At 55.0% G+C, this 14,642-nt stretch carries 12 protein-coding genes; 6 read left to right on the top strand and 6 right to left on the bottom strand.

The window, feature by feature from the left end; all coding sequences use genetic code 11:
- Positions 1 to 5: 5 nt before the first annotated feature.
- Positions 6 to 665 (top strand): response regulator, encoded by a 660-nt coding sequence (locus ACFPDR_RS04430; protein ID WP_035272032.1) that lies wholly within the window; start codon positions 6 to 8, stop codon positions 663 to 665.
- Between the two features lie 32 nt (positions 666 to 697).
- On the opposite strand, the gene ACFPDR_RS04425 is transcribed toward ACFPDR_RS04430, so the two are convergent.
- A complete protein-coding gene (locus tag ACFPDR_RS04425) occupies positions 698 to 1,696 on the bottom strand; it encodes an EAL domain-containing protein (protein ID WP_080748062.1) in 999 nt (332 codons plus the stop codon).
- Positions 1,697 to 1,856: 160 nt separating this feature from the next.
- Positions 1,857 to 2,975, bottom strand: a complete 1,119-nt coding sequence (locus ACFPDR_RS04420) for a fimbrial protein (protein ID WP_376910653.1) — start codon at positions 2,973 to 2,975, stop codon at positions 1,857 to 1,859.
- Positions 2,976 to 3,377: 402 nt separating this feature from the next.
- On the opposite strand from ACFPDR_RS04420, the gene ACFPDR_RS04415 reads away from it, so the two are divergent.
- Together ACFPDR_RS04415 and ACFPDR_RS04410 are read left to right on the top strand one after the other, a co-directional pair.
- The gene (locus ACFPDR_RS04415; protein WP_003803240.1) at positions 3,378 to 3,560 is read left to right on the top strand and encodes a hypothetical protein; all 183 of its coding nucleotides are present in this window, start codon (positions 3,378 to 3,380) and stop codon (positions 3,558 to 3,560) included.
- Complete coding sequence (locus tag ACFPDR_RS04410; protein WP_376910650.1) at positions 3,553 to 4,965, top strand: amidase; 1,413 nt, start codon at positions 3,553 to 3,555, stop codon at positions 4,963 to 4,965. Before ACFPDR_RS04415 ends, ACFPDR_RS04410 begins: the two co-directional genes overlap by 8 nt.
- Positions 4,966 to 5,338: 373 nt before the next feature.
- Here the strand turns inward: ACFPDR_RS04410 and ACFPDR_RS04405 are convergent, their stop codons facing one another.
- Positions 5,339 to 6,685 (bottom strand): PLP-dependent aminotransferase family protein, encoded by a 1,347-nt coding sequence (locus ACFPDR_RS04405; protein ID WP_376910648.1) that lies wholly within the window; start codon positions 6,683 to 6,685, stop codon positions 5,339 to 5,341.
- 219 nt (positions 6,686 to 6,904) lie between these two features.
- Here ACFPDR_RS04405 and ACFPDR_RS04400 point away from each other — a divergent pair, with 219 nt between their 5' ends.
- The 3 genes from ACFPDR_RS04400 to ACFPDR_RS04390 all read left to right on the top strand — a co-directional run bounded on the left by ACFPDR_RS04400 (position 6,905) and on the right by ACFPDR_RS04390 (position 10,047).
- Entirely contained in the window at positions 6,905 to 8,101 is a 1,197-nt protein-coding gene (locus tag ACFPDR_RS04400) for an MFS transporter (protein ID WP_371476344.1), read from the top strand.
- 327 nt (positions 8,102 to 8,428) lie between these two features.
- Complete coding sequence (locus ACFPDR_RS04395) at positions 8,429 to 8,791, top strand: hypothetical protein (RefSeq protein ID WP_052159406.1); 363 nt, start codon at positions 8,429 to 8,431, stop codon at positions 8,789 to 8,791.
- Positions 8,788 to 10,047 (top strand): FKBP-type peptidyl-prolyl cis-trans isomerase N-terminal domain-containing protein, encoded by a 1,260-nt coding sequence (locus ACFPDR_RS04390; RefSeq protein WP_266108039.1) that lies wholly within the window; start codon positions 8,788 to 8,790, stop codon positions 10,045 to 10,047. Before ACFPDR_RS04395 ends, ACFPDR_RS04390 begins: the two co-directional genes overlap by 4 nt.
- 190 nt (positions 10,048 to 10,237) lie before the next feature.
- Here the strand turns inward: ACFPDR_RS04390 and ACFPDR_RS04385 are convergent, their stop codons facing one another.
- The 3 genes from ACFPDR_RS04385 to ACFPDR_RS04375 all read right to left on the bottom strand — a co-directional run bounded on the left by ACFPDR_RS04385 (position 10,238) and on the right by ACFPDR_RS04375 (position 14,637).
- Positions 10,238 to 10,990 carry an SDR family NAD(P)-dependent oxidoreductase gene (locus tag ACFPDR_RS04385; protein WP_021446930.1) on the bottom strand — a complete coding sequence of 251 codons (753 nt, stop codon included), beginning with the start codon at positions 10,988 to 10,990 and terminating at the stop codon, positions 10,238 to 10,240.
- Between the two features lie 109 nt (positions 10,991 to 11,099).
- Positions 11,100 to 11,852 (bottom strand): SDR family NAD(P)-dependent oxidoreductase, encoded by a 753-nt coding sequence (locus tag ACFPDR_RS04380; protein WP_060186352.1) that lies wholly within the window; start codon positions 11,850 to 11,852, stop codon positions 11,100 to 11,102.
- A gap of 37 nt (positions 11,853 to 11,889) precedes the next feature.
- Entirely contained in the window at positions 11,890 to 14,637 is a 2,748-nt protein-coding gene (locus tag ACFPDR_RS04375; protein ID WP_376910644.1) for a DUF3141 domain-containing protein, read from the bottom strand.
- Between the last annotated feature and the right edge of the window lie 5 nt (positions 14,638 to 14,642).

Here is a 14,642-nt window from a genome sequence, read left to right as displayed (position 1 = left end):
CCCGAATGCCCGCCATTCAGAAACTGCGCGTCATCATTGCAGACGATCACCCATTGATTTTGATGGGGATACGCGAGCTGCTGGGCCGCGATATCAACCTGAGCGTTGAGGCCGTAGCTGCCAGCCCCTCGGAGCTGGTCGAGCACCTGCAGAAAAACCAGCCCGATACCATCATTACCGACTACTCCATGCCCGGCGATGAGCAGTATGGCGACGGGATGCGCTTCATTTCTTATCTACGGCGCCACTTTCCCGACGTCAAACTGATTGTGCTGACCATGGTGTCCAACCCCATGATTATTTCTTCTTTGTACGATGCTGGCGTACAAGGAGTTGTCCTCAAACAGGACGAGCTCTCTGAAGTCCTGGTCGCCCTGCACTTGTTGCGCCAGGGCGTGAAGTACTACCCCGCCAATTTCAAGCAAGATACGCCCAAAGACGTGCTGACCAGCTCGGTACAGGAACGCCTGGAGTCCCTGAGCCCCCGGGAATTTGAAGTCCTGCGCCTGTTTGCCATGGGAGACTCCATCAGCGCCATTGCTGAACAATTAAACCGCAGCATCAAGACTATCAGCGCCCAAAAAGCATCGGCCATGCGCAAACTGAACGTGCATAACAACCAGGACCTGATTGCGTTCTGTACCCAGAACAACCTGTTCTCCTGAATACGCACAAGGCAGGGCCGTGCATGCCTGATTCATGTCGCCCAACGTTGACGCATCCACATATCCAGCTCAAAGGCGGGTGTGGGTTTGGCGAACAAATAGCCTTGAGCATAATCACAGCCCATTTGTCGTAAGCAATCCAGATCCTCCTGCTGCTCTACTCCTTCGGCGGTAACACGCAGGCCACGCTGCTTGGCCACCCGGATCCAGTCTTGTACCTGTTCACTTTGCTCGCGACTGTGCGCCAAGCCATACACACTTTGCCGGTCCAGTTTGAGTTCTGAAAACGGGGCTGACATCAAACGTTCCATTGAGCTGTAGGCCACCCCGGCATCATCTTGCGCCAGCCCAAAGCCCATCGCTACCAGGCGTGAAGCCCCTAAAAACAAGGCGCAGGGCGTCCGGGTGTTGGAGTTTTCCAGCAACTCCAACGTAATCTGGCTGGCCTGCCCCTGCTGTTCCTGTACACAGGCCATCAGACGATCTGGCAGGCTGACATCATCAAGCAAATGAGTAGGCAGGTTCACTGCCACAGGCACCGACAAACCCTGACGACGCCAATAGGCCTGCAAACCTAGAACCTCTTGCAGCATATGCAAGAGCAAAGCCTCGTCCAGGCCATGCTCACTGAACCAGGGCAAAAATACATCGGGTGACAAGACACCCCATTGAGGGTGACGCCAGCGCGCCAGAGCCTCCAACGCAACCAACTGCTGGGACTGCACCGAGACCTTGGGCTGCAGCCACGCCTGAACCTGCTCCTTTCGCAAGGCATCGAGCAAAACAGCCCGCGTAATCAGCATCCCGCCCTGTTCAGGCTGAGCGCACCCGCTACGGCCCGAAAAGCCGTAAGGCCGGACCAGGCGGCTGCTCAAGGCCTTGCTGTCTACCGGAGCTGCGCTTGCTTTAGCAGAACGCCCGACAGCAGGGACAATGCGCCGGGGCATCCACAAGCCGGACTCCGAGCGAGGCTGACGAAGCAAGTTCATCACCATCGTAGGTGGCATGTGAGAAGTGGATGGTGCGAACATGAATGTCCCCGGCTAACAATGAACAGACTGGAATTTCCAGGCCAGAATCGATAACTGAGATCGTAAGATTTCCTGCGGGCTAATGGCCTAGGAATAGTCTGAAAACCCCAGCCCTTGCCAGTGCAGCCCGCTCTTTGTATGAGCGGATGCCCTTACAGGCCTAGTCATACATGAAAGTGACCACGGCCTCGGCCTGCAAACTGCCTGGTGTTACCGTGCCGCTTTGCACATTGGGCAATTGCACATACTGGGCGGTGATAGGCAAATGCATATCAGATAAAGAGCTGCTTGTTGGCCCTTCCACGACGGGGGGCCGGTCCGGCAAAGTAGAACCCACAGGCGCAGGACCAAACTCGATTGGCTGCTGGCTATCCCGGTGATACAGACGCACACCAACCGACGGATGTGAAGAGCGCAAATAATTCTTGGACTCCGAACTGGCACGAGTATCGGTAAAAAAGGCCTTGATCGTGGTACCTGCCGGACAGCCGCGGCCTACCAGTTCAAAGTTCTGTTCAGCGATCCTCCCCTCGCTGCGACTGCTGCCATATGCGGCCAACTGCGAGAGGGTGATGGGCGGCATGGACACCACCCGGTTCAGGTCAGCCGACGAACAGGTGGGCGCTGGTGGTTTGGGCATTTCGGGAATTCCGCCCCCTTTTACCAAAGGCCCCATAAGATCAAGGATCCCATTAACGCAAATTGTGTTTCTGCCTGCCGAACTAGTCCGAGAAACAAAAGCAGTAACTGCCTGCTCATTAGTGACCTCAAGCTTTCCACCTTTATATTTTTCCGCGTCGATCACCACGATTTCGTATTTAAAATAATACGAAATCGTGTAACTTTTTGGGCCTTCTCCGGTCAACATCTTCCCCATATAAGAAACAGAAACCGGGGTTCCGTCAGGACGGACAGAGGACGCAGTAAACGCGTAAAGACTATAAAATCCATTCCAGGAAACTCGTACTCCCACACCAGGTGTCTTGGGCATAGGAATAGCGTTATAGGGGTGATTACCACCGTTCACTCCCCCCGCATCCACACTGGCTTTACGCTCTTTTGACGAATAAAAGAATGTCGCGTTTGTCAATGCTGATGCTATTACCTGACCGTTATAGAATCCATTTCCATAAGGCTCGACTTTCCAGTCATATAAATTCAAATCCGTATTTCTTAGGCAATCCTCACTAGCTTGAGCAACAGCATTCACGGAAAAGCAGGTAAAAAAACCGGCTACCAGTATTGAACATAACTTGCTTTTGCATTTTTTATTTCTCATGGGATTACCTTTTTTTAAATAGGCATGTAAAAAGACCCAGATATAATTTCACCCATTCATACCCCAACAAACCATAAGACTATTCCGATAGTGCTTTTTACCTACTGTCTGAATCTGTGAATCAAGCCGGCTAAAGCGCATAGATCAGAGGCCGGAAAGCTGCAAAATCGACGAGCTTTTCCCGTCCTCGACGTCCTCTGGTAAACCCCAGTATGTTTAGGCATCAATATTTTGTAGATTGAAAAAGCAGACATCTGAGTCTGCCAAAACACATGCATGCGCTGCCAACGTTGCCAGCGACATGCAGGCAATAAAGCCTCACTCCCTGTCACCAGGGGTGGGGCTTTTTTTGTGCGCGTCATTGGCGCATGCACGGTTTTGAAAACGATAAGGAGAGGACAAATGACTGTAAGTGTCAAAGACACCCTGGCTGCAAAAGGAATACACCCCAGTCCCGAACATCTGGCCAAGCTGGAGACCAAATGGCGCGAGATTCAAGCCATGAAAGGCAATCTGGAAGGCATCGCCATTGACGATGCCGACCTTGCTATCAAACACCTGGCCGGAGGGGATCACCATGAATAAGGAATTGCTTGAGCTAAGCGTCATTGAACTGGCGGACAAACTGCGCAACAAGGCTGTTTCTCCTGTCGAAGTGACCGACAACCTACTGGCCTACATCGACAAGTCGAACCCACAGACCAACGCCTACATTTCCGTCACCGCCGAGCAGGCCAGAAAAAGTGCCAAGCAAGCCGAACAGGACATCATGGCCGGCAAGTACAAGGGCGTGTTCCATGGTGTGCCCCTGGCGCTGAAAGATAATATTTACTTTGCGAACGAGGTCACCACCATGGCCTCCAAGATTCACAAGGACTTTGTCTCCAAGGACGACGCCACCGTTGCCACCAAGCTGCGCGATGCCGGGGTAATCTTCACCGGCAAGCTGAACATGCACGAATATGCCTGGGGCATTGACAACAACAACCCGCACTTTGGTGCCGTGCATAACCCCTGGAACCCTGATCGCGTCCCCGGCGGTTCCAGCGGTGGCTCCGGCGCCGCCGTTGCCTCCCACAGCTCTTACAACACGCTGGGTACTGACACAGCCGGTTCCATTCGCATCCCGTCGGCCGCTTGCGGCATTGTGGGCCTGAAACCCACGCACGGACGCGTCAGTAAATTTGGCGTCTATCCGCTGGCCTGGACCCTGGACCACGTTGGCCCCATGTCCAAAACCGTAGCGGACGCTGCCGCGATGCTGGAAGTGATTGCCGGTTTTGATCCCCGCGACCCGACCTGCGCCAATGTCCCTGTCGGCTCCTACCTGAGCGCTCTGAACGGCAACGTCAAAGGCCTGCGCATTGGCATCATCGAAGACTACTTCTTCAAGAATGTCGACTCGGGCATTGAAAAAGTCATTCGCGACCGCCTGACCGACCTGGAAAAACAGGGCGCCAAAGTCATCCCCCTGAACGTGCCTGCCCTGCGCTACTCCGAATGGGCCGAGTTGGCCGTCAGCCTGACCGAGGCGGCGACCATCCACCACCAGGACCTGATCAAACGCCCAGAAGACTTTGGCGGTGACATTCGCTTCCTGTTTGAACTGGGCGAACTGTTCAGCGGCATCGACTACCTGCAAGCCCAGCAAGTACGCCGCGCCCTCAAACAGCAATTTACCGGCACCTTCAGCGACGTAGACGTCATCATCGCCCCCACCCTGCCTTGCCAGGTACCGGACATTGGCGTGGATACCGTCAACATCAACGGAAAAACGCTGGACTTCATCGACGAAGGCATCCGCTTTACCGGCCCCAGCAACCTGACCGGTCTGCCGGCCGTCACGGTGCCCGCCGGTATCTCCAACGGCATGCCCGTAGGCCTGCAAATCATCGGCCCTGCCTTTGAAGAAGCACGCATCCTGAACGTAGCCTACGCCGTGGAATCGATGAAACCCCTGGCAGGACACCAACCCGTTCTGAAGCCTTAAGCCGACCCCGGCCCCACCTGTATGCATAGGCAAACGGGGCCGGTTTTTTTACACCAACAAGCCAGAACCCAGTTTGGGATTCTGGCTTGCTCTTTATGTATTTCCCAAGCCCCTCAAGCCCGCCGCCCGACCAATCGGCGGGTCAGAGTCCTTGCCGCCGGCGAACCATTGCGTAGGGATGCAAGCGCCCTTCTGTTTGACGGGGACGCTTGTGGCTGGTCCGGGGGACCAGTCACCCCCGGAGTTAAGGGCGCGCCCGGAGCAATGGTACGCCAAGGGCACCGGTGCGCAGCACCGGCAAGGGCTCAGCCGATTGGTCGGGCGGCGGGCTTGAGGGGCGTCTTGGCAAAAAAACCCAGATACTGACCAAGAATCAAGCTCCCACACTCACATCCAGACAATCAAACACCGCAGGCATCAAATGCGCCACATTCAATCGCGTCCTGTCCTTGAACTCCTTGCTGACGGCAAACGCACTTCCCGGCATCAGCAAAACCCCTTTGCTCTCCAGCCGCTGAATAAAGTCCGTCAAATCCGGCAGATCCGGATGCCGAATCCACAAGAACATTCCACCTTGCGCCTGCACCTCGAACTCCCAGCCGTATTCTTTCAGTACCTTTTGCGCAACTTGCTGATGCGTCATCAACTGGCGCTGAATCGCCTGCGTGTGCTTGGCATAAGTGCCATCGGCCAGAATCGTATTCACAAAACGCTCGCAAAACCCCGGTACGGCCACACTGGTCAACAATTTCAGACGCAGCAAGGACTCCATCAACTTCGGCCCACAAACCAGATAGCCGATACGCAAGGAAGCCGACAGCGACTTGGAGAAACTGCCTATATAGACCACATGCTCAAAATCCCCCAGCCCCGCAAACGTCTGACGCACACCAGGGAAAAAATCCCCATACACATCATCTTCCACAATCAGAAAATCGTGTTCGGCTGCGCGCTTCAGCACTTCAAAAGCCACCTTGGGATTTAAACCCGCAGCAGTTGGATTATGAAAAGTGCTATTGCAGAAAAAAGCCCGCACTTTGTGAGTCTGCAAAATACGATCCAGCGCCGCCACATCCGGCCCATCCGCCAGACGAGGCACCCCGACAGGTATCCCACCGCACAAACGAATCAGCTTGATCAAATTACTGCTGCAAGGCTCATCCACCAGAACATGATCCCCGGCGCGAATCACCGTGCGCGAGATCAGATCCAAGGCTTGCGTTGCTCCCAGGGTCGTCAAAATCTGCTGAGGAGAAACCTGGATCAAGGTCGATTGACGCAGCAAAAGGGACAACTGCTTGCGTAACGGCAGATACCCATGAATATCGCCATACTCCACCAAACCACTACGGCCAGATCGGGCCGTTTTGCGTATGGCCTTGGCCAGCATATCCGTATCCCGCCAAAGCAGGGGCAACCAACCACAGCCCAGCTTGCACTGCTCGGGCCTGGCCTGCAGCAGTTTAAACAAGGGATCCATCGGGGCTTCGGACGGCAGAATGGGCAGGTCCTCGTTCAAACCGGACCAGCGGGCCACAAAATAACCGCGCCCTTGCAAGGCCTCCAGCATGCCCTCACCCACCAGACGGGTGTACGCACTGACGACTGTGTGATGGCTCAAACCCTCCCTTGCCATCATCTTGCGAATCGAAGGTAACTGCTGCCCTACCGCCCACTCGCCCTGGAGGATGGCGTCCTTCAAACGCTCATGAAAACCCATACCTGCCTGCTCCCCAAACACTGTTAGAAAAAATTAGCTAACAGTTTTCAGGATAGTACACCGACTGTTCGAGACAGGGGCCCCCGACAAGGCCAAAATCCCCACCAGCATGTGCAGACGTGACCAGCATTTTCTCCTGCACATACAGAACGCGTTGCATCACACTTCCGCTGGTCCTGACTGCACGATCAGCCTCAATATCCCTCGCCACGTAGCACCATGACTGCCATCCACCTTCCTTACAGAACCTACCTTTACTTTCTGGCCCAATCCATCAACCTGACCACTGCCGTCATGTCTGTCACCATGGCTGCATTGGTAGGTGGCAGTTTGGCCCCCGAGCCCTGGTTATCCACCGTTCCTTACGGTTTTCAGTTCCTGTTTGTGATGCTCTTTACCTTGCCCGCCTCCAGATTGATGGCTGCCATAGGTCGCAAGAAATCATTTCTGCTGGCAAGCCTGCCTTTGGCTGTATCGGGGGTGGTGGGATATTGGGCGATCGAAATGAAGCAGTTTTCCTGGCTGGTGGCCTCACACGCCCTGCTGGGAATCTATATTGCCTTTGCCAACTTCAATCGCTTTGCGGCCACGGACGGACTGAACAACAGATTGAAACCACGCGCCATTTCATTAGTTGTGGCTGGCGGGGTAGTTGCCGCCGTGTCAGGCCCAATGCTGATACGGGGTTTGAAAAGCAGCAGCTTCGGACAGGAATTTTCCGCCTGCTATGCTGCCTTCACCGTTCTGGCCCTAGTGTCGCTGATACTGAATCTGCTCATCAAAGAAGTAAAACCGAGTCATGGCGCGGCACCCGGGGAAAAAAGCCGTGGCCAGGCACTTGGACTGGTGCTGCACAACAAAACCCTGGCCATTGCCATCTGCATTGCGGCCATAGGTTACGGCATCATGAATCTGCTGATGATTCAAGCTTCCATGCATATGTCCCATCTTCATGTGCATTTCTCGGATATCAGCACCGCCATTCAATGGCATGTGCTGGCCATGTTTGCCCCCTCCTTTTTCACCGGCTTTCTGATTCAAAAATTTGGCCTGAAAACCATTGCCATCAGCGGCATCGTGCTCTTGCTGCTCAGCAGTCTGGCCAATATCGTGGCTCATACTTATACGGCGCTGAGCCTGTCCCTGTTAACGCTGGGGCTGGGATGGAACTTTACTTATGTCGGTGGCAGTGCCTTGCTGAGCAACTGCCTGGAAGGCAAGCCGCAAGCTATGGCGGTACAGGGCTTGAATGATCTGGGCGTCTCCATCTTTGCCACACTGGGTGCCTTTGCCCCTGCCTTCCTGTTCAGCTTTGCTGGCTGGAGCGGCACCAATATTCTGGCCGGACTTATCTGCCTGATGCTACTGCTTCTGTCGCTGATCTATATCCCGCCCCAAACATCAGGCAAGCCATAGATCCGGACCTTACCCACTGAACACGCTAGCGGGCTTTCAAGCCCGCCCCTGCACAATCACGGCTTCCTATGAAAAGCGGCAGGATTTTTGTACTCCTGTCGATAATCGCGAACCGTGAAAATCAGATAGTTCTTAATTTTCTGCCCGCATCTGCATGGTCCAATTCCCGTGCAGCACAAGCCCAGACACTCTGATCGCGCCACGCGAGGCTATCACTTACCACAGGCAGAAATGGCCTGCATGTCCCAACTTGGCTGCAACGCTCGAACTCAATGCTCGTCCCCTAAAAGAATCTGAATAAAGATAGTCGAACGTCTCGAGGTGTTTATGCGATTCGCTGTTCCCGGCGCGGCCATCCTGGTCGCTCTTTTTCTTTCTGCTTGCCAAGCTAGCGCCCCTGTTCGGCCCACCCCGGAATCCGCCGCGTCGGGCAAGGAAGACAAGTGCTTTCAAGAGTTCGCCGCGCTGAAAGAGCTGGACCCCGTCTCTTATGAGAAATATCGACAGCAAATGCAGACCATTGATGAGAACTTTGGCATCTACAAGGCCAATGCATCTCTGATTGATGAAAATGCGTCTGAAATCATGCTGACCGAAGTGAATAAAATGCTTTCCCTGGTTTGCATCCGGATCAACAACGCCGTCTATTCCAATATGGTCGATCGCGTTCAATCCCTGAACAAGCTATGAAAAAGTACTTCAATGCAGCCCTGTGCTGCACCTTGCTGATTTTCTATGAGGCCTCTCACTCGGTTGGAACAGGTTTACTGGACCGCCTGGCCCAGGAAAACATTATTGGCGACGGCCTAGCTCGCCCCCAACCCGCCTCAAATCCAGTAAAGCGAAATACCGTCCCCTCTTTCGCTGTCGATTCTGATCAGGACAACAGCCAAGCCTTGCTCCGCAACGAACTGCATCAAGCCAATACTCAGTTGATCGCCTTGCAACAGCGCCTGTCGGATGCCGAAAACCTGAATAGCCAGCTGCAACAACAACTCCAGCAGCTACAGGCAGAACCGGATGGAGCTCTGGTCCTGGCGCCCATTGCTATCGATCAGGAGCAGAACCAAGCACGGATCAAGGAATTGAGTCAGCGTCTGGAAGAAGAGCTGAGTCAGAAACATGCTTTGGCATCAGAACTGGAAAGCCTGCAAAGAGACCGAAGCCTGGAGCTGTCTAATGGCCAGTCACAAGACAGCAGACTGGCTGCAAATGCGGCTGAAATCACCACCCTCAAAAAAGAAATTGATGGTCTGAAGGAAACAAAACAGGACTTGCAGCACAGACTGGTCGCGCAGGCTCTTACTGCCAGCAAGGCCGAATCTGGCGGAGCCCCCAGGCGCATGATTGTGAATGATGCAGCCTCGTCAGATATCCGCCTTAGCTATGCCATCGGAGCCTGGTATGCGGACAGTGCGCCGCACGAGACACAGAAGCTGGCATCCATTGGCAAAACACTGGATTTGCAAGCCTTCTCACAAGGCTTCAGCGACAAGATCGATCAACGCCTGCAGCTGTCCTCCAGCATCATTTCTGTGGAGCTGGCCAACGTAGACAAGTTATTGGAGCAAGCCATGCTGTCCAAGAACGAGAAACAGGCCAAGTCTGTTCTTGCGGCGGCTGGAGCCGAAAAAGGCGCAATCAAAATGCCTGATGGTGTGGTCTACAAAATCTTGAGCAAGGGCAAGGCGCCCATGGTAACCGCTAGCAGCGACATTCTGTTTGAACTGGATGAGGAACTGGCCACAGGTGAGGTGCTGGCGGCCAGAGAAACCAAAACCAGTCTCACCACGAACTTGCCGCCCCTATTCCAAGATATCGTCAAACAACTGGGTATTGGCGGTTCGGCAAGAATCCATATCCCTATCACCGAGGCTCATGCTGCTACTGGTGTGCTGCCGGGCTCGGTATCGATCACTACCATCAAAATTATTGGTGTGAAATAAGACTGGAATAGAGGTGCCCCATTCCTCCGCATCAAGGATCGAGCCGGATATCAGGTATCGGATGTCGGATGTCGGATGTCGGATGTCGGATGTCGGATGTCGGATGTCGGATGTCGGATGTCGGCATCAGTATATTTTCCAACACAGGATGGCGGCTCCAACACAAAAAAAGAGCCGCCAAACCTGTCGCTTAACGAGCGGTATAGCCCCCGTCGGCCACCAGACATGCTCCCGTCATGAAGCTGGCCCCCTGCGACAGCAGGAAGGCAATGGCATGGGCAATTTCATCTGAATGCCCCAAGCGGCCAATAGGATGCTGAGTCACCAGATCAGCCCGCGCCGCCTCGTCGTAGTCCGACAGAATCGGTGTATCCACATAGCCGGGGTGAATCGTATTGATGCGTATGCCTTTGGAGGAGTATTCCAGCGCTGCGGCTCGGCTCAACCCCACTACCCCATGTTTCGCCGCGTTATAGCCGGGCAAACGGGCATTGGACACCAGGCCCATGATGGACGACATATTCACAATCGCCCCACCACCCGCTGCCAAAATAGCCGGAATCTGATAGCGCAAGCCATAGGCTACGCCATTCAGATTGGTATCGATCAGGCGATGCCAATCATCCAGATCCATCTCCCCAACCGGCTTGGAGCCGCCCAGAATGCCTGCATTATTGACAGCAAAGTGCAAAGCGCCGAAATGCTCAATGGCACAATCCACCAAGGCTTTCACTTGCTCGGGCTTGGTCACATCGGCTACTTGGGCTACCGCCTTGCCACCCGCTTGTTCGATCTCCTTGACCACCTCCTCCAGGGCACTACGATTTCTACCGGACACCACCACAGACAAACCATTCGCAGCCAGCACACGTGCGGTCGCAGCGCCAATACCTGACGTTGCCCCCGTCACCAAAGCAGAGTGACCAGAGAATGAATACTTCATTGTGGAACTCCTTAAAAATAGGCCCCAGTAAAAGTGGGGCCCGGATTTTCGCTGGCTAATTTTGGATTGAAATACTGATTTTGTTCTCGCAGCGACGTGATCCCCCAACTCAAATAGAGGTGTAGCCCCCATCGGCCACCATGCAAGCACCCGTCATGAAGCTGGCACCATCCGAAAGCAGGAAAGCAATGGCATGGGCGATTTCATCCGCATGGCCCAAACGACCAATCGGGTGCTGGGCCACCAAAGCAGCGCGCGCGGCCTCATCAAAGCCCGACAGAATGGGGGTATCCACATAACCGGGGTGGATGGTATTGATGCGTATGCCTTTGGAGGAATACTCCAAAGCCGCAGAACGGCTCAGGCCGACGACTCCATGCTTGGCCGCGTTGTAGCCGGGCAATGTCGGATTGGCAACCAGGCCCATGATGGAAGACATATTCACAATGGCGCCGCCCCCTGCCGCCAAAATGGCGGGGATCTGATAGCGCAGGCCATAGGCTACGCCGTTCAGATTAATGTCGATCAGGCGACGCCAGCCATCCAGGTCCATTTCGCCAGCCGGGCCGGAATCCCCGCCCACACCGGCGTTATTGACGGCAAAGTGCAAGGCCCCGAAATGCTCAATGGCGCAATCAACAGCCGCCTTTACTTGATCAGGCTGGGTGACATCGGCCACATTGCCCACGGCCTTGCCACCGGCCTGCTCAATTTCCTTGACCACGGCCTGCACGGCATCAGCCTGTACGTCGGACACCACGACCGACAAACCATTGGCCGCCAGCATGCGGGCCGTGGCGGCACCAATGCCGGAGGCCGCACCCGTTACCAGAACAGAGTGGCCGGAAAATGAATACTTCATACTCAAAACTCCTTCAAAAATTCATTCACGCCAAATCTCAGGATTTGCGCTGACGAGTCCTGGACGGAGCGCCCGTGCTGGCAGGCTGAGCTACAGCCTTGCTCTGTCCGGATGCTGGCGATGGGCTCATGGCAGGTTTAGATACTGGCGATTTGCTTGTAGCAGGAGCTGCCGAGCTTGAAACGGCGGAGGCTGGAGTCCCAGCAACGCGGGTCGCTTTACCTGTTTCCTTGCTGGGCTCCGCCGATTTGGCCTGGGGTTTGGCCGCTGTATTACCCTCTGCTTTTGTCGTGGCGCCAACCTTGGTATCACCCATGGAGCGAGCAACAGGCTTGTCAGCTGCGGGCTTGGCGGCTGCTTTCACTGGTGCTGTTGCTGCTGTTTTAGCGGTCGTAGCTGGTGACGATGTACCAGTCGATTTCACGACCGTTTTCTGTACTGGCTGGGCCGCCGTTGGCTTTACTGACGCAGGAACAGCCGACTTCTTGGCCACTGCAGGCGTCGTTTTAACAGCTGCTTTCGTTGTGACCTTGCTTGCTGTTTTGGCGACGGGCTTGGTGCCTGCACTGCTCGATTTCTCGCCCTGCTCCTGCTGTTTGGCGGCTGACTCGAACAAGCCAAGAACTTCTTGGGAAGCTTGAGTTACCGCCTCGGAGGCAGGGTCTTGTTCGTCGATGGCGCTGATCAATTGCTTGATCAGGGATGCCACCAGACGAATTTCCTCGGGCGTCTGCTTGCTAAGCAAATGGGGAATCGCTTCCACGGCCTTATGACCGTGGTGCGCCAGCACCAGGGCCTGCTCGCGAATTGCAGCACGCATTTTTTCAATATCAAAATTGCCCGTGTCGTATTGCTCGCGCAAACGCATGGCGGCATGGTGATAACGCTCGTCCACGCTGTTGCGCTGCTTGGCTATATGGAACAAACCACGCAGTGCTGCTTCCAGCAAACCGCCTTCGTTCAACAAGCCATCCAATCTGTGCATTTGCTGGCGTACAAAGGCCAGATGCTCGGGCGAACTACCAGGATGGGGACGCGCCGGGATGGAATCGCCCGGTGCATGACCGGCCAGGGCCATCAGCAAAGGAGAGCCATAGACGGTGTCGAACCAGATCTGATAGATGCTGTCGCGACGATCACGGTAATTATTCAAGACCCGTTCCATGGCCTGGGAGAAATTCTCCTGCGCCTCCAGGAAAGGATTATCCTCATCCACAGTCTGACGCTGCTGTGCGATATTCTCGGCCCATTGGTGGATCGTTGCGGCCCAGGGATGGGCGCTGGTCCAGGACTCGTAAGACAAGCGCATGGGATGCAATGCTTCCAGCAACGCGGCGGTATAAGGCGTAGTCAAAGCTTTTACCCAAGGCTGCAAGGTGCTCTTGTAAAAAGCCAGATTGATTTCCGACAGACGGGCAGCGGCAGCAAAGCGGCGATCAGATTCGGGATCAGGCTGCACAATCTCCGCAATTTCAGCCAGGCTGCTTTGACGCACCGACATCAGATAGGGGTCATTCAATAAGGTGTCGTCGTCGGGCGTTTCCTCGACAGTGGCCCGATAAATTCCGGCGGGCAACAGGTCAATTTGATCAATCGTGCTGGCAAATTTGCGGTGCTCTTTACTGCCCACACTGCCCGACACAAAAATACCCAGGTGCCCGATACGATCATGGGTCGTGAACACAATGGTCTGGTCGTGACTGCGTACATCATCGTCGTCCAGATACAAGTCAGTAATCCAGCCCAGGGCCTGTGCAGGCGGCGTGATGTTGTCGCCAAAGGAACTGAACACCACAATGGGCGAGCGAATATTGCGCAGGTCGATACGGATGCCATCCGACGTCAACAACTGGGCTGTAGACAGCTTGTTGCCAATGAACAGGTTGTCCACGATGTACTGCATTTCCACATCATTCAAAAAGACATAACCCCCCCAGTACTTCTCGAAACCGATATAGCGCTCGGCCTCGGTGTCGGCCTTGGCGTACACGTTGTACTGCTTGGACCACAAGGTATTGGCCGGGTCCAGGTTCTCGAAATTCTTGACCAGCCACGCACCATCAAAACGGCCATTGCCCAGGTCGCTGGTCATAGCAGTCAGCCAGCTGCCGCCCAGCAGACCTCCGGCATAACGCATGGGGTTGCGACCGGCCCAATAGGACACGGGCGCACCGGCCAGAATCAAGGGGCCAAACAGCTCCGGCCAGACGGCGGCGGCCATCATGACCTGCCAGCCCGCCTGACAATTGCCAATCACCACCGGCTTGCCCTGACTTTCCGGATGCAATTCAGCCGCTTTGCTGACAAAGGCAGCATGGGCTCGCATCACATCCTCGACGGTCTGACCGGGAACGGGGTCCGGTAAAAAACCAACAAAGTAACAAGGGTGCCCGGCTTGCAGCGCAGCACCGATTTCACTGTCGGACTTGAAGCCACCGATCCCCGGTCCGTGCCCTGCCCTGGGGTCCACCACCAGGAAAGGACGTTTGCTGGGATCGGTAGGCTGATCTTCCGGTGCCAGAATGCGCACCATCAGATAGTTAACGGGTCGGGGAAGACTCAGGCCCGACATGACCAGTTCAGCCGGGAAGTTCAGCACATTGGGCACCTCAACCTTGCGTTGAGCCTGGTACTGATCCCCGACCTGACGCTCGATATCGGCATACAGAATGGCGCGCTGCCAAGCGTCCACCAGGTACGAGGAGACGGTCTGACCCAGGTTCCAGGGATTCATCATCCAGGAGGACCAGGCCGTGCTGTCGTCACGAGACTTATCTGTCATCATCTTCT

The sequence above is a fragment of the Alcaligenes sp. GCM10023179 genome (assembly GCF_042653705.1).
Classification (GTDB): domain Bacteria; phylum Pseudomonadota; class Gammaproteobacteria; order Burkholderiales; family Burkholderiaceae_B; genus Alcaligenes; species Alcaligenes phenolicus.
This window is presented reverse-complemented; position numbering and strand designations above follow the sequence as displayed.

Excerpts from the sequence above, each read along its gene's own strand:
- ACFPDR_RS04405 (WP_376910648.1), bottom strand. The coding sequence starts at position 6,685 with ATGGGTTTTCATGAGCGTTTGAAGGACGCCATCCTCCAGGGCGAGTGG.
- ACFPDR_RS04425 (WP_080748062.1), bottom strand. The coding sequence starts at position 1,696 with ATGTTCGCACCATCCACTTCTCACATGCCACCTACGATGGTGATGAAC.
- ACFPDR_RS04420 (WP_376910653.1), bottom strand. The coding sequence starts at position 2,975 with ATGAGAAATAAAAAATGCAAAAGCAAGTTATGTTCAATACTGGTAGCC.
- ACFPDR_RS04430 (WP_035272032.1), top strand. The coding sequence starts at position 6 with ATGCCCGCCATTCAGAAACTGCGCGTCATCATTGCAGACGATCACCCA.
- ACFPDR_RS04415 (WP_003803240.1), top strand. The coding sequence starts at position 3,378 with ATGACTGTAAGTGTCAAAGACACCCTGGCTGCAAAAGGAATACACCCC.
- ACFPDR_RS04385 (WP_021446930.1), bottom strand. The coding sequence starts at position 10,990 with ATGAAGTATTCATTCTCTGGTCACTCTGCTTTGGTGACGGGGGCAACG.
- ACFPDR_RS04380 (WP_060186352.1), bottom strand. The coding sequence starts at position 11,852 with ATGAAGTATTCATTTTCCGGCCACTCTGTTCTGGTAACGGGTGCGGCC.
- ACFPDR_RS04375 (WP_376910644.1), bottom strand. The coding sequence starts at position 14,637 with ATGATGACAGATAAGTCTCGTGACGACAGCACGGCCTGGTCCTCCTGG.
- ACFPDR_RS04395 (WP_052159406.1), top strand. The coding sequence starts at position 8,429 with ATGCGATTCGCTGTTCCCGGCGCGGCCATCCTGGTCGCTCTTTTTCTT.
- ACFPDR_RS04400 (WP_371476344.1), top strand. The coding sequence starts at position 6,905 with ATGACTGCCATCCACCTTCCTTACAGAACCTACCTTTACTTTCTGGCC.
- ACFPDR_RS04410 (WP_376910650.1), top strand. The coding sequence starts at position 3,553 with ATGAATAAGGAATTGCTTGAGCTAAGCGTCATTGAACTGGCGGACAAA.
- ACFPDR_RS04390 (WP_266108039.1), top strand. The coding sequence starts at position 8,788 with ATGAAAAAGTACTTCAATGCAGCCCTGTGCTGCACCTTGCTGATTTTC.